This is a genomic window from Promicromonospora sp. Marseille-Q5078 (genome assembly GCF_050315395.1).
In the GTDB taxonomy this organism is placed as follows: domain Bacteria; phylum Actinomycetota; class Actinomycetes; order Actinomycetales; family Cellulomonadaceae; genus Isoptericola.
In genome coordinates this window covers 2,444,754-2,464,118 of the sequence record NZ_JBNPQG010000001.1, presented here as the reverse complement: position 1 = coordinate 2,464,118, position 19,365 = coordinate 2,444,754, and the positions used below count along the sequence as shown (strand labels likewise).

The 19,365-nt window shown below is 73.9% G+C and carries 19 protein-coding genes; 18 read left to right on the top strand and 1 reads right to left on the bottom strand.

What is annotated here, in order from left to right; genetic code table 11:
• Window positions 1-12 precede the first annotated feature (12 nt).
• From ACQFYA_RS11445 to ACQFYA_RS11415, 7 genes are all read left to right on the top strand, one after another.
• The gene (locus tag ACQFYA_RS11445; protein WP_499124194.1) at window positions 13-588 is read left to right on the top strand and encodes an HIT family protein; all 576 of its coding nucleotides are present in this window, start codon (window positions 13-15) and stop codon (window positions 586-588) included.
• A complete protein-coding gene (gene pgsA / locus ACQFYA_RS11440; protein WP_499124192.1) occupies window positions 588-1,247 on the top strand; it encodes a phosphatidylinositol phosphate synthase in 660 nt (219 codons plus the stop codon). Before ACQFYA_RS11445 ends, pgsA begins: the two co-directional genes overlap by 1 nt.
• Entirely contained in the window at window positions 1,247-2,209 is a 963-nt protein-coding gene (locus ACQFYA_RS11435) for a phosphatidylinositol mannoside acyltransferase (RefSeq protein WP_499124190.1), read from the top strand. The genes pgsA and ACQFYA_RS11435 overlap by 1 nt, the downstream gene beginning before the upstream one ends.
• On the top strand, window positions 2,206-3,456 hold the full coding sequence (locus tag ACQFYA_RS11430) for a glycosyltransferase family 4 protein (RefSeq protein WP_499124188.1): 1,251 nt from the start codon (window positions 2,206-2,208) through the stop codon (window positions 3,454-3,456). Before ACQFYA_RS11435 ends, ACQFYA_RS11430 begins: the two co-directional genes overlap by 4 nt.
• Window positions 3,453-4,040: a hypothetical protein gene (locus ACQFYA_RS11425; RefSeq protein WP_499124186.1), complete on the top strand. Its 588-nt coding sequence runs from the start codon at window positions 3,453-3,455 to the stop codon at window positions 4,038-4,040. Before ACQFYA_RS11430 ends, ACQFYA_RS11425 begins: the two co-directional genes overlap by 4 nt.
• Before the next feature lie 69 nt (window positions 4,041-4,109).
• On the top strand, window positions 4,110-5,030 hold the full coding sequence (pdxS, locus tag ACQFYA_RS11420) for a pyridoxal 5'-phosphate synthase lyase subunit PdxS (RefSeq protein WP_499124184.1): 921 nt from the start codon (window positions 4,110-4,112) through the stop codon (window positions 5,028-5,030).
• Window positions 5,027-5,602, top strand: a complete 576-nt coding sequence (locus tag ACQFYA_RS11415; RefSeq protein ID WP_499124182.1) for an NUDIX hydrolase — start codon at window positions 5,027-5,029, stop codon at window positions 5,600-5,602. Before pdxS ends, ACQFYA_RS11415 begins: the two co-directional genes overlap by 4 nt.
• A 201-nt stretch (window positions 5,603-5,803) precedes the next feature.
• Here ACQFYA_RS11415 and ACQFYA_RS11410 read toward each other — a convergent pair whose 3' ends face one another.
• Complete coding sequence (locus tag ACQFYA_RS11410; protein ID WP_499124180.1) at window positions 5,804-7,609, bottom strand: chloride channel protein; 1,806 nt, start codon at window positions 7,607-7,609, stop codon at window positions 5,804-5,806.
• Window positions 7,610-7,695: 86 nt separating this feature from the next.
• Between ACQFYA_RS11410 and ACQFYA_RS11405 the strand changes: the two genes are divergently transcribed.
• From ACQFYA_RS11405 to ACQFYA_RS11355, 11 genes are all read left to right on the top strand, one after another.
• Window positions 7,696-8,199, top strand: a complete 504-nt coding sequence (locus tag ACQFYA_RS11405; RefSeq protein WP_499124178.1) for a MarR family winged helix-turn-helix transcriptional regulator — start codon at window positions 7,696-7,698, stop codon at window positions 8,197-8,199.
• 65 nt (window positions 8,200-8,264) lie between these two features.
• On the top strand, window positions 8,265-8,909 hold the full coding sequence (gene pdxT / locus ACQFYA_RS11400; RefSeq protein ID WP_499124176.1) for a pyridoxal 5'-phosphate synthase glutaminase subunit PdxT: 645 nt from the start codon (window positions 8,265-8,267) through the stop codon (window positions 8,907-8,909).
• 7 nt (window positions 8,910-8,916) lie between these two features.
• On the top strand, window positions 8,917-9,675 hold the full coding sequence (locus tag ACQFYA_RS11395; RefSeq protein ID WP_499124173.1) for a YebC/PmpR family DNA-binding transcriptional regulator: 759 nt from the start codon (window positions 8,917-8,919) through the stop codon (window positions 9,673-9,675).
• A gap of 157 nt (window positions 9,676-9,832) precedes the next feature.
• Window positions 9,833-10,423: a crossover junction endodeoxyribonuclease RuvC gene (ruvC, locus tag ACQFYA_RS11390; RefSeq protein WP_499124171.1), complete on the top strand. Its 591-nt coding sequence runs from the start codon at window positions 9,833-9,835 to the stop codon at window positions 10,421-10,423.
• 122 nt (window positions 10,424-10,545) lie between these two features.
• Complete coding sequence (gene ruvA, locus ACQFYA_RS11385; RefSeq protein ID WP_499124169.1) at window positions 10,546-11,166, top strand: Holliday junction branch migration protein RuvA; 621 nt, start codon at window positions 10,546-10,548, stop codon at window positions 11,164-11,166.
• A complete protein-coding gene (ruvB, locus tag ACQFYA_RS11380; protein WP_499124166.1) occupies window positions 11,159-12,256 on the top strand; it encodes a Holliday junction branch migration DNA helicase RuvB in 1,098 nt (365 codons plus the stop codon). Before ruvA ends, ruvB begins: the two co-directional genes overlap by 8 nt.
• 228 nt (window positions 12,257-12,484) lie before the next feature.
• Window positions 12,485-12,922: a preprotein translocase subunit YajC gene (yajC, locus tag ACQFYA_RS11375; protein WP_499124164.1), complete on the top strand. Its 438-nt coding sequence runs from the start codon at window positions 12,485-12,487 to the stop codon at window positions 12,920-12,922.
• Window positions 12,923-13,044: 122 nt separating this feature from the next.
• Window positions 13,045-15,144: a protein translocase subunit SecD gene (gene secD / locus ACQFYA_RS11370; RefSeq protein ID WP_499124162.1), complete on the top strand. Its 2,100-nt coding sequence runs from the start codon at window positions 13,045-13,047 to the stop codon at window positions 15,142-15,144.
• Window positions 15,144-16,241 carry a protein translocase subunit SecF gene (secF, locus tag ACQFYA_RS11365; protein ID WP_499124159.1) on the top strand — a complete coding sequence of 366 codons (1,098 nt, stop codon included), beginning with the start codon at window positions 15,144-15,146 and terminating at the stop codon, window positions 16,239-16,241. Before secD ends, secF begins: the two co-directional genes overlap by 1 nt.
• A gap of 79 nt (window positions 16,242-16,320) precedes the next feature.
• On the top strand, window positions 16,321-16,884 hold the full coding sequence (locus tag ACQFYA_RS11360; protein ID WP_499127505.1) for an adenine phosphoribosyltransferase: 564 nt from the start codon (window positions 16,321-16,323) through the stop codon (window positions 16,882-16,884).
• Between the two features lie 53 nt (window positions 16,885-16,937).
• Window positions 16,938-19,295, top strand: coding sequence for a RelA/SpoT family protein (locus ACQFYA_RS11355; protein ID WP_499124157.1), 2,358 nt, complete (start codon window positions 16,938-16,940; stop codon window positions 19,293-19,295).
• Window positions 19,296-19,365 lie beyond the last annotated feature (70 nt).

Genomic DNA, 19,365 nt, shown 5'->3' with positions numbered 1-19,365 from the left:
CGGGGGCCGCGCATGACGGACCAGAGCCCGACGACGGTTCCGGCCGGCGACTTCGGCCCGCCCGAGGACGGCCTGCAGCGCCTGTGGACGCCCCACCGCATGGTCTACATCGGTGGTCAGGACAAGCCCGCCGACGGCTCGGTGGCGCAGTGCCCGTTCTGCCGCATCCCCACGGGCGACGACGAGGAGGGCCTCGTCGTCGCCCGTGGGGCCGAGTGCTTCGCGGTGCTGAACCTGTACCCGTACAACTCGGGCCACCTCATGGTGCTGCCGTACCGGCACGTGTCGGACTACGTCGACCTGACGGTCACGGAGACGGCCGAGCTCGCGGCCATGACGCAGGCCGCGGTGCGCACGCTGGGCGCGGCGTACGCGCCCGGGGGGTACAACATCGGCATGAACCAGGGGGAGGTCGCCGGGGCGGGCATCGCGGCGCACCTGCACCAGCACGTCGTGCCGCGCTGGCTGGGCGACTCCAACTTCCTGCCGGTCGTCGGGCAGACCAAGGCGCTGCCCGAGCTGCTGGCGGACACGCGCGCGCGGCTCGCCGCCGCCTGGCCCGGCGGCGCGCCGGACGGGGGGCGCTGATGCTCGGCGGCCTCCGCGCGGCGATGCAGCGCGTGTTCACCCCGCTGGCGCGGGTGCTCCTGGGCTGGGGCGTGTCGCCGGACGCCGTGACCATCGCCGGGACCGTGGTGGTGTCCGCCCTCGCGCTCACGCTGCTGCCCACCGGCCACGTGCTGCTCGGCGGCCTCCTCATCGGCCTGTTCGTCCTCACCGACTCGCTCGACGGTGTCATGGCGCGCCTGTCGGGGCGCTCGGGGCCCTGGGGGGCGTTCCTCGACTCGACGCTCGACCGGGTCTCGGACGGCGCGGTGTTCGCGGGGATCACCCTGTGGTTCGTGCTGCACCCCGACCTCCCCTACGCCACGTGGGGCGTGACGGCGTCGCTGGCCTGCCTCGTGCTGGGCGCCGTCGTCCCCTATGCGCGGGCACGGGCGGAGAGCGTCGGTGCTACCGCGGCGGTCGGCATCGCCGAGCGGAGCGACCGGCTGCTGGTCGCCCTCCTGGCGGTCGTGCTCACCCAGGTCGGCGTGCCGGTCGTCGTCGCCGAGGTCATGCTCACGCTGCTCGCGGTCGCGAGCCTCGTCACGGTGGTGCAGCGGGTCGCGACCGTCCGTCGCCAGCTGTCGCGCACCATGCCCACCGAGAAGCACACCGACGCCACCCCCGACCCGGAGGCCTGATGCGGATCGACGTCGCCCGCCTGTACACGTTCGCCTGGCGCCACGCGCCGAAGATCCCGGAGCCGGTGCTGCGCGCGGCGTTCACCGCCGTCGCGGACCTCACGTGGCTGCGGCGCACCGAGGGGGTACGCCGGCTCGAGGCGAACTACGCCCGGGTGCGCCCGGACCTCGACGCCCCCGAGCTGCGCCGCCTGACGCGCGCGGGCATGCGGTCGTACATGCGGTACTTCCGCGAGGCGTTCACCCTGCAGGGCGCGACGGCCGAGCAGGTCGCGGCGCGGGTGCGTGTCGACGGCCTGGAGCACGTGGCGGGGCCGGTCGCCGACGGTCAGGGGGTCTCGCTCGCGCTCGCCCACCTGGGCAACTGGGACCTCGCGGGCGCCTACGCCACCCCGCACATCGCGCCGGTCCTCACCGTGGCCGAGCGGCTCAAGCCCGAGGAGCTGTTCGAGGAGTTCGTCGAGTTCCGGCGGTCGGTTGGCATCGACGTCCTGCCGCTGGGCGACCTCGACGTGTTCCGCAACCTGGTGCGCGGCGCCACGCGGGGCGGCCGCATCATCCCGCTGCTCGCCGACCGCGACCTCACCTCGACCGGCGTCGAGGTGGACCTGTGCGGGCACCGCGCGCGCGTGGCCGCCGGCCCCGCCGCCCTGGCGCTCGCCGCCAAGGTCCCGCTCGTGCCCGTCGGGATCGCCTACGAGCGGCTCGCGGGCGAGCGGCGGCGCGCCGCCGGGACGCCGTGGGGGATCGCCATCCGGTTCTACCCGGCGGTCCCCGTGCCCGACGAGTCGGGGCTGCACCGCCAGGAACGGGTGGCACGGATGACCCAGGGCTGGGTGGACGCCGTCGCCCGCACGCTGCAGGAGTCCACGGAGGACTGGCACATGCTCCAGCGCGTCTTCGTCGACGACCTCGACGCCGAGCGGTACGCGCGCACCCGGGCCGAGGCGGGCGAGGGATGAGCGCCACGCCCGCCGCCGCGCCCGTCACCCCGGCGCGGCCGCTGCGCGTGGGGATCGTCTGCCCGTACTCGTTCGACGCCCCCGGCGGGGTCCAGTTCCACGTGCGCGACCTCGCGCTGGCGCTGCAGCGCGCCGGGCACGAGGTGTCGGTGCTTGCCCCCGCCGACGACGACACCCCGGTGCCGCAGGTCGTCACCCCGGCGGGCCGCGCGATCCCCGTGCGCTACAACGGCTCCGTCGCGCGCCTGACGTTCGGGCCACGGGCCGCGTCCCGGGTGCGGCGCTGGCTCGAGGCGGGCCGGTTCGACGTGGTGCACCTGCACGAGCCGATGGTGCCCAGCCTGTCCATGCTCGCCCTCTGGGTGGCGGAGGGACCGGTGGTCGCGACGTTCCACACCTCGCAGGAGCGCTCCCGGGCGCTGCAGGTCGCGTTCCCGCTGCTGCGCCAGTCGCTCGAGAAGATCGCCGGACGCATCGCCGTGTCGGAGGACGCGCGACGCACGCTGGTCGACCACGTGGGCGGGGACGCCGTCGTCATCCCGAACGGGGTGTACGTCGACACGTTCGCCGCGGCCGAGCCGGCCGACCGGTGGCGCGGCACGACCACGGCCCCCACGATCGCCTTCCTCGGCCGGCTCGACGAGCCCCGCAAGGGGCTGGAGGTGCTCGCCGCCGCCGCGCCGCGCGTGCTGGAGCGGCTGCCCGGGGCGCGGTTCCTCGTGGCAGGCAAGGGGGACGACGGCCGGGACGCCGCGATCGAGGCCCTCGGCCCGCACGCCGGGTCGTTCGAGTTCCTGGGCGGCGTGAGCGACGAGGACAAGGCGTCGCTGCTGGCGTCGGCCGACCTCTACGTCGCACCCCAGACGGGCGGCGAGAGCTTCGGCATCGTGCTCGTCGAGGCGATGAGCGCGGGCACCGCCGTGGTCGCCAGCGACCTCGGGGCGTTCCGCCGCGTCCTCGACGACGGCGCCGGGGGGCGGCTGTTCCGCACGGGCGAGCCGGAGGACCTGGCGCGCGCGATCCTCGAGGCGCTCGACGACCGGGAGGACACCGCGGTCCGGCGCGTGCGGGCCACGGCCTTCGTGCGCCGCTTCGACTGGTCGGCGGTGACGGAGCAGGTGCTCGCGGTGTACGAGATGGCGGTCGCCGCGGGGGAGGCGCTCGGCTCGCCGGTCGCCACGTCGCGGTCGGAGGGCGCCGTCGGCTGGCTGCGCACGCGCCGGGCCGCGGGCGGTGAGGGCGCATGAGCTGGTCGGAGCTCGCACTGGTCGTCCTCGTCGTCGCGGCGGTGGTGGTCTGGCTCGCGTGGATCTCGGCGTCGCGCCTCGACCGCCAGCACCGCAAGGTCGTCGCCTCCCGCGTCGCGCTGCAGGCGCAGCTCGCCCGGCGGGCGGGCGCCGCGATCGACCTGGCGTCGTCCGGCCTGCTGGACCCGGCGGGGGCGGTGCTCGTGGCCGACGCCGCGTTCGCCGTCGTCGACGACGCCGCGCGGTCCGTCGCGCCCGGCGGGGAGCTCACGCTCGACGGCCTGGGCACGGGGCGGGAGCCCGCGGAGAGCGAGCTGTCGTCGACGCTCCGCTCGGCCCTCGGCGACGAGGACTCCGTGCGGGAGCTGCGCGGGACGCCCGCCGGCGAGGAGCTCGTCGGCCAGCTGGCGGCGGCCTGGTACCGGGCGCAGCTCGCGCGCCGGTTCCACAACGAGGCGGTCGCGCAGGCCCGACGGGCCCGGCGCACCTGGTACGTGCGCCTGCTGCGGCTGAGCGGCCACGCGGCGCTGCCGCACACCGTCGAGCTGGACGACCAGATGCCGGAGGGGCTCACCGGCTCCTGACGGCGGAACTAGGATGGAACCGGCGTGACAGCGGTCACGCCGCCGACTTCGACACGAGCGAGGCCTGAGTTGAGCGAGACCATCGGCACGGACGGCCAGATCCCCGCGGGCGAGGTGGGCACGGCCCGCGTCAAGCGCGGCATGGCCGAGATGCTCAAGGGCGGCGTCATCATGGACGTCGTCACCCCGGAGCAGGCCACGATCGCCGAGGACGCGGGCGCGGTCGCCGTCATGGCCCTCGAGCGGGTGCCGGCCGACATCCGCGCGCAGGGCGGCGTCGCGCGCATGAGCGACCCCGACATGATCGACGGCATCATCGACGCCGTCTCGATCCCCGTGATGGCGAAGGCGCGCATCGGGCACTTCGTCGAGGCCCAGGTGCTGCAGTCCCTGGGCGTCGACTACGTCGACGAGTCGGAGGTGCTCACCCCCGCCGACTACGCCAACCACATCGACAAGTGGCAGTTCACCGTGCCGTTCGTGTGCGGCGCGACCAACCTCGGCGAGGCCCTGCGCCGGATCACCGAGGGCGCGGCGATGATCCGCTCCAAGGGCGAGGCCGGCACGGGCGACGTCTCCAACGCCACCACCCACATGCGACAGATCCGCGGCGAGATCCGGCGCCTGACCTCCCTGCCGGAGGACGAGCTGTTCGTCGCCGCCAAGGAGCTGCAGGCGCCGTACGAGCTCGTCGCCGAGGTGGCGCGCGCCGGGAAGCTGCCGGTCGTGCTGTTCACCGCGGGGGGCATCGCCACCCCGGCGGATGCCGCGATGATGATGCAGCTCGGCGCCGAGGGCGTCTTCGTGGGGTCCGGCATCTTCAAGTCGGGTGACCCGGTCGCCCGCGCCAAGGCCATCGTGCAGGCCACCACGTTCCACGACGACCCCGACGTCCTGGCCAAGGTCTCCCGCGGTCTCGGCGAGGCGATGGTCGGCATCAACGTCGAGGCCGAGCCGGCGCCGGTGCGCCTGGCGGAGCGGGGCTGGTGACGCCCGCCCTCGGCGACGACTGGGTGGTCGGACCGGACGGGATGCGGCACCGGCGCGCCGCCCGCGTCATCGTGCTCGACGACGCGGACCGGGTGCTGCTGGTGCGCGGCCACGACGCCGACCAGCCCGAGCGGTCGTGGTGGTTCACGGTCGGCGGCGGCATCGACGCCGGCGAGAGCGAGGTCGAGGCCGCCCTGCGCGAGCTGCGCGAGGAGGCGGGCCTCGCGCTCGCGCCCGCGGACCTCGTGGGCCCGGTGCTGACCCGCGCGGGCATCTTCCGGTTCTTCGCCGAGACCTGCCGGCAGGACGAGGTGTTCTTCCTCGCGCGGGTCGACGGCGGCCACGAGCCGACGGACGCCGGGTGGACCCCCGAGGAGCGGGACGTGCTGGACGAGATGCGCTGGCTCACGACCGACGAACTGCGGGCCGAGAGCCGCGAGGTGTTCCCGACCGCGCTGCCGGACGTCGTCGACGCCCTCGCCCGCGGGTGGGACGGCACCGTGCGCCACCTCGGCACGCAGCATGACGACGAGCCCTCCGACCCCGAGGAGCTCGGCGCGACCTCCCGGTGACCTCTCGCCCGGACCATCGCCTGCCGGGCCGACGAGGCGCCGTCCGACGGCCTGGGGACCTGGTGGCGACCTGGTGGCGACCTGGTGATCCAGGACGACCTACGATCCGCCGCGGCGATCAGCGACGGGACGGCGTGGGTACAGGCGCAGCGGAGCGTCGACCAGATCACCTGGACGTCGGTGCGCTCCCACCACGAGGAGCTACCCGGTCGCGGTCGTGTCCCCGTGCTCCTGAGCGCGGGCCGTCCCCGGTGCCGACAGGACGCCGAGCACCGCGCGGTGGGTCAGCCAACCGACGAGGCGCCCGTCGTCGTCGTCGACGACGGCGCCGCCGTCGTCGTCCGGGTGGGTGTGCAGCGCGGTGAGCGCCTCGCGGAGGTCCGCCCCGTGCGGGACGCGCGCGACGTCGGTCAGGACGGTGGCGACCGTGGCCCGGTCGGCCTCGTCGTCCTGTGCGAGCTCCTCGGCGGCGAGGTCGGCACGCAGCTGTCCCACGAGCCTGTCGCCGTCGAGCACGGGGAGGGCGGGACGCCCGCTGGCCAGGAGCGTGCTCGAGGCGTCGTCCAGGGCGGCGTCCACCGCGACGGCGCGGGGCGCCTCCTCCATGACCGCCGCGACCTGTACGCCGCCCAGGACGCGATCGGCAGGGTGCTCGTCGAGGTCGATCCCGCGGCGCCGGAGCTTCAGGGTGTACACGGTGTCGCTCGACAGCAGGCGGCTGACTCCGGTCGCGAGGACGACCGCCAGCATGAGCGGGAGGATGATCGAGTACTCGCCCGTGAGCTCGAAGAGCATGACCACCGCGGTGATCGGTGCCCGCGCCGTCCCGGCGAAGGTCGCCCCCATGCCGATGACGGCGAAGGCCCCGGCCGAGGGCGCGAGCCCCGGGGCGAGCTGGTGCGCGACCTGGCCGAACGCCGCGCCGAGCATGCCGCCGACGAAGAGCGACGGGGCGAACACACCGCCGGATCCGCCGATGCCGAGCGTGAGGCTGGTGGCGACGACCTTGCCGACGAGCAGCAGGAGGAGCAGGCCCACCACGAACCGGCCGTCGACCGCGCCGGACAGGACGGGGTAGCCCACGCCGTAGAGCTGGGGCAGGGCGAGCAGGAGCAGGCCGAGCAGGAGCCCGCCGACAGCCGGCCGCGCCCACTCCGGGCCGCGCCAGACGCGGTCGCACAGGTCTTCGATCGCATACAGCACTCGCGTGAAGCCGACGCCGAGCGCCCCCGCGAGGAGCCCGAGGAGGGCGAAGAGCACGTAGGTGCGGGCATCGTCCACGGTGAGGGCGGGCAGCGTGAGGAACGGGTCGTCGCCGAGGACCGCCCGGGCGACGACGGACGCAGTGACCGACGCCAGGACCACCAGCCCGAAGGAGCGGGCGGAGAAGTCGCGCAGGATCAGCTCCAGTGCGAACAGCACGCCGGCGACGGGCGCGTTGAACGTCGCGGCGATGCCGGCGGCACCGCCGGCGGCGGCGAGCGTGCGCAGACGGTCGGCGGGCATCCGTCCGAGCTGGCCGACGGTGGAGCCGAGCGCGGAGCCGATCTGCACGATCGGGCCCTCACGGCCGACGCTCCCGCCCGAGCCGATGCAGACCGCGGACGCGAGCGCCTTCACGGCCGCGACGCGGGGACGGTTGCGCCCTCCGTGCCGCGCCACCGCGAGCATGACCTCGGGGACGCCGTGCCCGCGGGCCTCGCGGGCCCAGCGGTAGACGAGCGGCCCGTACACGAGGCCGCCGACCACAGGAGCGAGGACGACGAACCACGGGCCTAGCCAGGGCAGCGACGGGTGCACGGGATGCTCCCCGACGTCCGTGGCAGCGAGGTCGGCGGTCCCGGTGAAGAGGAGGGTGGTGTGCGCGATCAGCCACCGGAACCCGATGGCGCCGAGACCTGTGAGGGCGCCGATCACGAGCGCGAGGATCACCGAGACGCCCGTCCCGCCGTGCGTCGGGTCGCTGAGGACGGCAGGCGCGCGACGGAGCAACGAGCGTGTAGGCATACAACGAGTGTAGGCATGCATCGATCTGGTGCCGGAGCGCCCGCGGACCGGACGCCGGGTGTCGTGCAGGTCGCTAGCCTGGTCCGATGGACGAGAACGCTCCGGACGTCCGGGACGCCGGGCTCGACGCCGACGACGAGACCGAGCTCGCCGCGACGGTGCTGCACGCCTCCCGAGGGCTGCTGGGTGTGATCGCCCGCTCCGTGGCAGAGGCGCTCGACGAGGTGTCTCTGCCACAGCTGCGCGCCCTCGTGCTGCTGTGCTCGGCGGGGCCGATGCGGCAGGGGGCCGTGGCCGAGCGCCTGGGCGTCCACTCGTCGACCTTCTCGCGCAACGCGGACCGCCTCGTCGCGGGCGGGTGGGTGCGACGTGCCGAGGACCCGGCGCGGCGGCACGGGGTGCTCCTCGTGGCGACCCAAGAGGGGCGCGCGCTGGTCGAGCGGGTCAGCGTCCGGCGCCGGGACGCGATCGCCGAGGTGCTGCGCCGGGTGCCCTCGACGCGCCGGTCGGCGATGGTCGCCGCGCTCGCCGAGTTCACCAGCGCGTCCGGCGAGCCCGACCCGCGAGACCTGCAGACGCTCGCGCTCTGACCTGCCGAGCCGTAGCCGCCTCGCTGCTGCCGGGGCGAGCCCGAGGATCGCCCTACACTGCCTCGGTGACCACGACGATCGGCGTCCTCGCCCTGCAGGGCGACGTGCGCGAGCACGCCGCCGCCCTCGAGCGGGCGGGCGCCCGCGCGGTCGGCGTGCGGCGGCCCGCGGAGCTCGAGGCGGTCGACGGCCTGGTGCTCCCCGGCGGCGAGTCCACGACCATCGACAAGCTGCTGCGCCTGTTCGGGCTGGCCGACCCGCTGCGGGAGCTGATCGGTCAGGGGCTGCCGGTGTTCGGGTCGTGCGCCGGCATGATCCTGCTGGCGGACCGCATCGAGGGCGGCACGGCCGACCAGCGCACGCTGGGCGGCATGGACGTCGTCGTGCGCCGCAACGCGTTCGGCCGCCAGGTCGACTCGTTCGAGGCGGACCTGCAGGTCGCGGGCGTCTCCGACGCCCCCGGCGACCGCCCCGTGCGCACCGCGTTCATCCGCGCCCCGTGGGTCGAGTCGGCGGGCCCGGACGTCGAGGTGCTCGCGCGGATCCCCGACCGCTGGGCGGACGGCTCCGCGGTGGGCGCTGCCGCCGGTAAGATCGTCGCAGCACGTCAGGGACGGCTGCTCGCCACCGCGTTCCACCCGGAGATCACGGGGGACGCGCGCGTGCACGAGCTGTTCGTCCGGCTCGTCCAAGCATCGCGAAGGAGTTAGGGAGCGCATGTCAGGTCACTCCAAGTGGGCCACGACCAAGCACAAGAAGGCGGCCATCGACGCCAAGCGTGGCAAGCTCTTCGCGAAGCTGATCAAGAACATCGAGGTCGCCGCGCGCACCGGAGGCGGGGACCCGGCGGGTAACCCCACCCTGTTCGACGCCATCCAGAAGGCCAAGAAGTCGTCGGTCCCGAACGACAACATCGAGCGCGCGCTCAAGCGCGGCTCCGGCGAGGGCGCCGACGCCGTCGACTACCAGACGATCATGTACGAGGGCTACGGCGCGAACGGCATCGCCGTCCTCGTCGAGTGCCTCACGGACAACAAGAACCGCGCTGCCTCCGAGGTGCGCCTCGCGTTCAGCCGCAACGGCGGCAACCTGGCCGACCCGGGCTCCGTGTCGTACCTGTTCTCCCGCAAGGGTCTCGTCGTCGTGCCCAAGGCCGACGGCGTCACCGAGGACGACGTCATGCTCGCTGCCCTCGAGGCCGGCGCCGAGGACGTCAGCGACGAGGGCGAGGTCTTCGAGGTCCTCAGCGAGGCCACCGACCTGGTCGCCGTGCGCACCGCCATCCAGGAGGCCGGCATCGAGTACGACTCGGCCGACTCCGTCTGGCACCCGTCCATGGAGGTCGAGGTCGACGTCGACGGCGCGCGCAAGATCCTGCGGCTCATCGACGCGCTCGAGGACAGCGACGACGTGCAGAACGTCTACGCGAACTTCGACGCCTCCGACGAGGTCATGGCGGCCCTCGACGAGGAGTGAGCCCCCGCCGAGGTAGTTCAGTTCTCGCCGAGGTAGTGGTCCAGTCCACTACCTCGGCGAGATCCGTACTACTTCGCGGGCCGTGGGCCACCTCGGCGGGCGACGGCCGCGGCCGCGCCTCCGCGGCCACGCCCGGGCCGCGTGAGAAGGTGACGACGTGCGCGTGCTGGGGGTGGATCCGGGGCTGACCCGGTGCGGTGTCGGCGTCGTCGACTCGCTGCCGGGACGCAAGGCGCGGTTGGTCGACGTCGGCGTCGTGGGCAGCGACCCTGCCACGAGCATCGACCTGCGGCTGCTGCACATCGCCTCCGGGCTCGACGAGTGGCTGGACCGGCACATGCCGGACGTCGTGGCGGTCGAGCGGGTGTTCGCCCAGCACAACCTCGGCACGGTCATGGGCACGGCCCAGGTCGCCGGGCTCGCGATGGTCGCGGCCGCGCGCCGGGGGATCCCGGTGGCGATGCACACCCCGAGCGAGGTCAAGGCCGCGGTGACCGGCTCCGGCCGGGCGGGCAAGGAGCAGGTGCAGCGCATGATCGCGCGCATCCTCGGCCTCGACGACCTCCCGCGGCCTGCCGACGCCGCCGACGCGCTCGCCCTCGCGGTGACGCACCTGTGGCGCCCGGCGGGCGCCCTGCAGGGCGGGGAGCGGCACGAGCTCACGCCCGCGCAGCGGGCCTGGGCGGCGGCCGAGCAGAACGCCCGCAAGGGCAAGCACCGGGGCGCGCCGTCCCGCACCGCGCGCTGACACCGCGCGCTGACCGATCCCCGCTCCCGGGCGATGCCCGCCGTCTCCCGTGTCGCGGCCGACGGCGTCGGCGCCGGTTGTTACAGTGACGCCTCGTACGGGTGTTCGACGGAAGGACAACGGTGATCGCCTCCCTGACCGGCACGGTCACGCACGTGACGCTGGAGCGGGCCGTGCTCGACGTCGGCGGGGTCGGCTACCTCGTCCACGCCACGCCCGGCACCCTCGCCGGGCTGCGCGTCGGGGAGCGGGCGCAGCTGCACACCACGCTCGTCGTCCGCGAGGACTCGATGACGGTGTTCGGCTTCGCCGAGGCCGACGAGCGCGAGGTCTTCGAGACGGCCCAGTCGGTGTCCGGCGTGGGCCCGCGCATCGCGCTGGCCATGCTCGCCGTGCTGACCCCCGACTCCCTGCGCCGCGCCGTCGCCACCGAGGACCTCGCCGCGTTGCGCCGGGTGCCCGGCGTCGGGCCGAAGAGCGCCCAGCGGCTGGTGCTGGAGCTGGGCGGCAAGCTGGGCGCCCCGGGCGTCGGCGACGACCGGGTGCCCGACGCCGCGCCGGTGGCCGGCGGCGACCCCGCGCGCGACCAGGTGGTCGAGGCGCTCGTCGGCCTGGGCTGGGCGGCGAAGGTCGCGCAGGACACGGTGGACCGCGTGCTCGCCGACGCCGGCGACGACGGCCCGGTCGACGTGGCGGCCACCCTCCGCGCGGCGCTGCGGTCCCTGGGCGGGCGCCGTGGCTGAGCCGCTGGAGCCGGAGTACGGCGGGGAGCGGCTCGTCACCGCGTCGGCCGACGAGATCGAGCGCGCGGCCGAGGCGGCGCTGCGTCCCAAGAAGCTCGACGAGTTCGTGGGGCAGCGCGTGGTGCGCGACCAGCTCTCCCTGGTGCTGCAGGCGGCGCTGGCGCGGGACGCGGCGCCGGACCACGTGCTCCTGTCGGGCCCGCCGGGCCTCGGCAAGACGACCCTCGCGATGATCATCGCGGCGGAGCTCGGCACGGCGCTGCGGGTCACGAGCGGCCCTGCGATCCAGCACGCCGGCGACCTGGCGGCCGTGCTCTCCTCGCTCGAGGAGGGCGAGGTGCTGTTCATCGACGAGATCCATCGCCTCGCGCGGCCCGCCGAGGAGCTGCTGTACGTCGCGATGGAGGACTTCCGCGTCGACGTCGTCGTCGGCAAGGGCGCCGGCGCCAGCGCGATCCCGCTCGCGCTGCCGCCGTTCACCGTGGTGGGCGCCACGACGCGTTCCGGGCTGCTACCCGCGCCGCTGCGCGACCGTTTCGGCTTCACCGGGCACCTCGACTTCTACGACGCCGCCGAGCTGGAGCGTGTCATCACCCGCTCGTCGGGCCTGATGGGCGTCGACATCCAGCACGCGGCCGCGCACGAGATCGCGGGCCGCTCCCGGGGCACGCCCCGCATCGCGAACCGGCTGCTGCGCCGCGTGCGGGACTGGGCCCAGGTGCGCGGCGACGGCCGCCTCGACCTGCGGGCCGCGCGCGCCGCGCTGGAGGTCTACGAGGTCGACCCGATCGGCCTCGACCGCCTCGACCGGTCCGTCCTCGACGCGGTGTGCCGCCGGTTCGGCGGCGGCCCCGTGGGGCTGAGCACCCTCGCGATGACCGTGGGTGAGGAGCCCGACACCGTGGAGACCGTCGCCGAGCCGTACCTGGTGCGGGAGGGCCTGCTCGGCCGCACCCCGCGGGGGCGGGTCGCGACGCCGGCCGCCTGGGAGCACCTCGGCCTGGAGCCCCCGCCCGGGGCATGGGGCGCGCCGCTGGGGGGCACGCTGTTCGACGACGCGGACGGCGGCGGGCGCGCTCCGGAGGCCTGACTCCGCCCGTACGGCCGCCGGTGCGGGGTCGGCGTCGACGACGGCACGCGCGAAGCACCTAGACTGGAGGAGCCCCGGCCGCGGACGGCCCGGGGCCGGAACTCGACGGGTGCCGTGCTCGTTGGGGCCCGTACGCGCAGACCTCTGCGCCCGGCGCGCCGACCGGTGCGCCCCCGACGCCCGGTGGTCGGTCGACGACCGTCGGGCAGCGACAGACAAGGACGCTCCGTGGAACTCATCATCCTCTTCGTGGTCCTCGCCGGCCTCATGTTCTTCATGAGCCAGCGGACGCGCAAGCAGCAGAAGCAGCAGGCCGAGTTCCGGTCGCAGCTCGTGCCGGGCCAGGAGGTCATGACGGGGTCCGGCCTCTTCGGCACCGTCGTCGAGGTCGACGAGGCGAGCGACACCGTGACCATCGAGTCGACCCCCGGCACGCAGACCCGCTGGCTCCGTGCGGCGATCGCCAAGCGCGTCGACACGCCGGCCGTCGACGCGGTCGACGAGGCCGAGGAGACCGACGTCACAGCGGACCCCACCGCGACCGGTACGATCACCTCCGGCGACGATCACGTCGACGTCCCCGACGACCTGTCGAGCCTGGACACCGCGCAGCGGGAGTACCGGGAGCAGCAGCGTCGGGACGAGGGCGAGACCGGCGCCAAGTAGCAGTGACCAGGGAGGGCGGACGCCTGAGTCCGCTCGACTGACACCGCGCCGGTCGGGGTGACCCCGGCCGGCGCCCTCACGCGTCGGCCCCCCGGCGACGCGCAGACGGGAAGAGACAGAAGTTGGCGAACTCACGCACGAAGCGGTCGCGTCCGGCACGCACCCTCGTGGTCTTCACGATCCTGACGATCGTCCTGCCGTTCCTGGCTCTCGGCGCCGGCGTCTTCTGGGACGCCAAGACCGAGTCCAACCCGGACGGCGCGAGCTTCGCCCCGGGCCTGGCGCTCGACCTGCAGGGCGGCACGCAGCTGATCCTCAAGGCCGACACGACGGACGGCTCGCAGGTCACCGCCGAGACGATCGACGAGTCGATCAACGTCATCCGGCAGCGCATCGACTCCTCGGGCGTCTCCGAGGCCGAGATCACCGCCCAGGGCTCCCAGAACATCGTCGTCGGCATCCCCGGCGAGGTGTCGCAGGAGACCATCGACCTCATCTCGCAGCCCGCCCAGATGCGCTTCCGCCCGGTGCTGACCTACGCCGCCGGGACGCCGACGCCCGACCCGTCCGCCTCGCCGTCCCCGTCGCCCGGCGGTGACGCCGACGGGGCGTCGTCCGACGAGAGCGCGGACACGAGCCCGAGCGGCAAGAGCGCCGGGGCGCCGCTGTCCGTCCCGGCGGACACGGACACGGACCCGACCGCCACGCCGACCGCGACGGCGGCGAACGGGGCCGAGGCCTCGACCGACCCGTCTCCGTCGCCGTCGTCCACGCCGGCCGAGGGCGACGACGCCGCGGCCTCCGACCCGAGCGACCTCGCGCAGATCACGCCCGAGATCCAGGAGCAGTTCGAGAAGCTCGACTGCACCGACCCCGCCAACCTGCAGGGCGGCGGCGGGGACGACCCCGACGCCCCGCTGGTCACGTGCGGCGAGGACGGGACCGTCAAGTACATCCTCGGGCCGATGGAGGTCGACGGGGTCCACATCTCCTCCGCCAGCTCGGGTCTGGTGCCCGGCGCGAACGGCTCGGTCACCAACGAGTGGGGCGTCTTCCTCAACTTCGACAACGAGGGCACCAAGGAGTTCCGCGAGACGACCACGCGGATCTCCGGGCTCGAGCAGCCCCGCAACCAGTTCGCCATCGTGCTCGACGGCCTGGTGGTCTCCGCCCCGTCGGTCAGCACGCCGATCTCCGACGGCCAGGCGCAGATCTCGGGCAGCTTCACGCGCGAGTCGGCGGCGACGCTCGCCAACCAGCTGAGCTTCGGCGCGCTGCCGGTCCAGTACACGGTGGAGAGCCAGGAGGTCATCTCCGCGACCCTCGGCTCCGAGCAGCTGCGCAACGGCATGATCGCGGGCCTCATCGGCCTGGCGCTGGTCGTCGTGTACTCGCTGATGCAGTACCGCACGCTCGGCCTGCTCACCGTCGCGTCCCTGGTCGTGGCGGGCGTGATCACGTACCTGTCGATCGCGCTGCTCTCGTGGGGGATGGGCTACCGGCTCTCCCTCGCGGGCGTCGCCGGCCTGATCGTCGCGATCGGCTTCACCGCCGACTCCTTCATCGTGTACTTCGAACGCATCCGCGACGAGATACGTGACGGGAGAACTCTGTCCTACGCCGTCGAGCGCGGCTGGGCCCGCGCACGACGCACGGTGCTGGCGGCCAAGGCCGTCAACCTCATCTCCGCGGTCATCCTGTACTTCCTCGCCGTGGGCGGCGTGCAGGGCTTCGCGTTCACGCTGGGTCTGACGACGATCATCGACGTGGCGGTCGTCTTCTGGTTCACGCACCCGATGATGGAGGTCATCACCAAGATCCCGTTCTTCCGGGACGGCCACCGCTGGTCGGGCCTCTCGCCCGAGAGGCTGCGCGCGGGCTCCGGCCCGCGGTACGTGGGCGCGGGCAAGGTGCGGACGCCGGAGCCGGCCGTGGGCCAGGTCGCCGACGACGCGGACGAACCCGACGACGCGACGGTGCCGGTCGGCGCGGACGTGCCGCGCGGGACCGCGGCACCGGAGCCGGCCCACAGCGGGGCCCGGCAGGCCGCGGCCCCCGCGACCGACGCGTCAGGCCGCCGGCTCACGATCGCGGAGCGGCGCGCGGCCGAGCGGCGCGCCGCGGCCCAGGAGGCGGATCCCGACCCAGGCGCGGGAGCCGGCGGGGGCCCGGGGGACGGCACGTCGACCTCGTCGACCGGTGAGAACGAGGAGAACCGCTGATGGCCGGCATGAACTTCGCCCAGTGGGGCAACGACCTGTACACGGGCCGTCGGTCCTACCCGATCGTGCAGCGCCGCGGGCGCTGGTTCACGCTCGCGGGCGTCCTCGCGATCGCGTCGATCGCCGTGATCCTGATCAAGGGGCTCACGCTCGGCATCGACTTCCGCGGCGGCACCGAGTTCACCGTCACGGACGCGTCCTCGACCGAGCAGCAGATCGCGATCGACACCGTGCACGAGGTGCTGCCGGACGAGGAGCCCCGCGTGGCCATCGTGGGCGGCTCGTCGGTGCGTGTGCAGACGGAGCAGGTGAGCGAGGAGCAGGAGGCCCAGCTCGCGGCGGACCTCGCGGCGGCCTACGACGTCGACGAGTCCGCCGTGACCACCTCGTTCGTCGGGCCGACCTGGGGCGCCGGCGTCTCGACCCGGGCCCTGTGGGGCACCGTCGTGTTCGTCCTGGCCGCGGCGCTGTTCATGGCCGTGTACTTCCGGGCGTGGCGGATGTCGGTGGCGGCGATCGTCGCGATGCTCGGCGACCTGCTCATCTCGGCCGGCGTCTACGCGGCGATCGGCTGGGAGGTCACGCCGTCGACCATCATCGGCTTCCTGACGATCCTCGGCTTCTCGCTCTACGACAAGATGGTCGTCTTCGACAAGGTGCGCGAGAACACCGCGGACGTGCTCACCCAGACGCGCAGCACGTACGCGGAGCGGGCAAACCTCGCGGTCAACCAGACGCTCGTGCGCTCGATCAACACGTCCGTCGTGGCGCTGCTGCCGGTGGCGAGCATCCTCTTCGTGGGCGCGTTCCTGCTGGGCGCGGGCACCCTGCGCGACCTCTCGCTGTCGCTCTTCGTCGGCATCGCGGTCGGCGCGGCCTCGTCGCTGTTCCTCGCGACGCCGCTCGACGTCGCCCTGCGCGAGCGGGAGCCGAAGATCCGGGAGCACACGCGCTCGGTGCTCGAGGCGCGTGCCGGCCTCGTCGCCGAGGGCGGTCACGAGGCCGAGGTCGCGGCCTACACGACCGGCTCCGCGCAGCTCATCCCGGGGCAGCACCAGGGCAACCAGGCCCAGCCGCGCCGCCGGCGCGGGCACTGAGGCGCGGGCGGGCACGGTGGGAGAGGTGACCGATCCTGCGGACGGCGTCCGCGCCCCGGGCACGGACGCGCTCGACGACATCGTCCTCGACGGGCTCCGGGGTCTGGGCGCGGGGCGTGCGGCGGAGATCCGCGCGCTGATCCGGGACGTGCCGGACTACCCGCACCCGCCCGTCGTCTTCCGCGACATCACCCCGCTGCTGGCGGACGGCCGGGCGCTGACGGACGTCGTCGAGGCGTTCGCCCGCCTGGTCGGGGCGGACGGCGGCGTCGACGTCGTCGCGGGCATGGAGGCACGCGGCTTCCTCCTGGGCGCGCCGCTCGCGACCCGGCTCGGCGTGGGCTTCCTGCCGCTGCGCAAGGCGGGAAAGCTGCCGCCCCCGGTGGAGCGGGTCGACTACGACCTCGAGTACGGCTCCGCGGCGATCGAGCTGCGTACGGGAACACTCGAGACGGGTGCGCGTGTTCTCCTGGTCGACGACGTGCTCGCCACCGGCGGCACGGCGTGCGCGGCGGCCGAGCTGGTGGAGCGCTCGGGCGGCCAGGTGGTCGCCCTCGCGTTCCTGCTCGAGCTCGCCGGCCTGGGAGGACGCGGCAGGCTGCCGGGTCGGACGGTCGAGGCTCTGTTGCGCGTGGAGTCGTAGACTTGCCGTCCCGACCGTCGGTGAACCCGCGGTGGTTGCGGAAGGAGGCGCAGATGAGCGACGAGACGAAGGTCGCGCGCGCCGCCACGCCCCAGGGACCGGCCCCGTCGGGCCGCGGGTCCGGCTCCGGGCGCAGCGTCCGAAACCGCCTGGTCCGGCTGGGGGTGCGCGGCGCCCCGCCGACCACCCCGGCCCTCGAGCCGGTGCTGCAGGCCGTGCGGACCAACCACCCGAAGTCCGACCTGTCCGTGCTCGAGCGCGCCTACGCGACGGCTGAGCGCTGTCATCGGGGCCAGGAGCGCAAGTCCGGCGACCCCTACATCACCCACCCCGTCGCCGTCGCGACCATCCTCGCGGAGCTCGGCTTCGACGGCGCCACGCTGGCGGCCGCGCTGCTGCACGACACCGTCGAGGACACGGACTACGGGCTCGACGAGCTGACCCGGGAGTACGGCGAGGAGATCGCCATGCTCGTCGACGGCGTCACGAAGCTCGACAAGGTCAAGTACGGCGACGCGGCCCAGGCCGAGACCGTCCGCAAGATGGTCGTCGCGATGGCCAAGGACATCCGCGTCCTGGTGATCAAGCTCGCGGACCGGCTGCACAACGCCCGCACCTGGAAGTACGTCTCCGGCTCGTCGGCGCAGCGCAAGGCACGCGAGACGCTGGAGATCTACGCCCCGCTGGCGCACCGGCTGGGCATGAACACCATCAAGTGGGAGCTGGAGGACCTGTCCTTCCAGACCCTGTACCCCAAGGTGTACGACGAGATCGTGCACCTGGTGGCCGAGCGCGCCCCGGCCCGCGAGGAGTACCTGTCGGTGGTGCGCGAGCAGATCTCCGCCGACCTGCGCAGCGCCAAGATCAAGGCGACCGTCACCGGCCGGCCCAAGCACTACTACTCCATCTACCAGAAGATGATCGTGCGCGGGCACGACTTCGCGGAGATCTACGACCTCGTCGGCACGCGCGTCCTCGTGGACACGGTGCGGGACTGCTACGCGGTGCTCGGCGCGCTCCACGCGCGCTGGAACCCGGTCCCGGGCCGGTTCAAGGACTACATCGCGATGCCGAAGTTCAACATGTACCAGTCGCTGCACACGACGGTCGTGGGCCCCGGCGGCAAGCCGGTCGAGATCCAGATCCGCACGCACGACATGCACCGCCGCGCCGAGTACGGCGTCGCGGCGCACTGGAAGTACAAGCAGATGGCGCCCGCCGGGAAGGCCGCGTCGGACGACCCCCGCGCCAACGACATGGCGTGGCTGCGCCAGCTCGTGGACTGGCAGCGCGAGACCGCCGACCCGAGCGAGTTCCTCGACTCCCTGCGCTACGAGATCGGCGGCGCGGAGGTGTACGTCTTCACGCCGAAGGGCGAGGTGATGGCGCTGCCCGCCGGCGCCACCCCGGTCGACTTCGCGTACTCCGTGCACACCGAGGTCGGGCACCGCACGATGGGCGCGCGGGTCAACGGGCGCCTCGTCCCCCTGGACTCGACGCTGCAGAACGGCGACACGGTCGACATCCTCACCTCGAAGGCGGAGTCCGCGGGCCCGTCGCGCGACTGGCTCGCGTTCGTGAAGTCGGCGCGCGCCCGGAACAAGATCCGCCAGTGGTTCACCAAGGAGCGCCGCGAGGAGGCGATCGAGCAGGGCAAGGACGCCATCACGAAGGCGATGCGCAAGCAGAACCTCCCGATCCAGCGCCTGCTCAGCCACGAGGCGCTCGTCGGGCTGGCGAGCGACATGCGCTTCGCCGACGTGTCCGCCCTGTACGCAGCGGTGGGCGAGGGGCACGCGTCCGCGCCGCACGTCGTCGACCTGCTGGTCAAGTCCCTGGGCGGTGCGGAGGGCACGGAGGAGGACGCCGCGGAGGCCGCGGCGCCCGGCCGGCCCTCGCGCCGCGGCCGCACCGGCGACCCCGGCGTCGTCGTCAAGGGCGTGGACGACATCTGGGTGAAGCTCGCCAAGTGCTGCACCCCGGTGCCGGGCGACGCCATCGTCGGCTTCGTGACGCGTGGCGCGGGCGTGAGCGTGCACCGCGCCGACTGCGCCAACGCCGAGCAGCTGACGCGGGCCCAGCCCGAGCGGATGGTCGACGTCAGCTGGACGACCGGCGCGAACACGATGTTCCTGGTCCAGATCCAGGTCGAGGCGCTCGACCGGTCGCGGCTGCTGTCCGACGTCACGAAGGTGCTGTCGGACTACCACGTCAACATCCTGTCGGCGACGGTCTCGACCTCGACCGACCGGATCGCGCTGTCGAAGTTCGTGTTCGAGATGGCCGAGCCGGGCCACCTGCAGCAGGTGCTCACCGCGGTGCGCAAGGTGGACGGCGTCTTCGACGTCTACCGCATCACCGGGACGAAGGCGGCAGACGTGCACCAGTCGCCCCAGTCCGCGGACGCCTGAGCAGCCCACCTGACGACGGGCGCGAGAGCGTCGTGGCGCGGAGGTGCTCGCGGGCGGGTCGGAGTAGGTT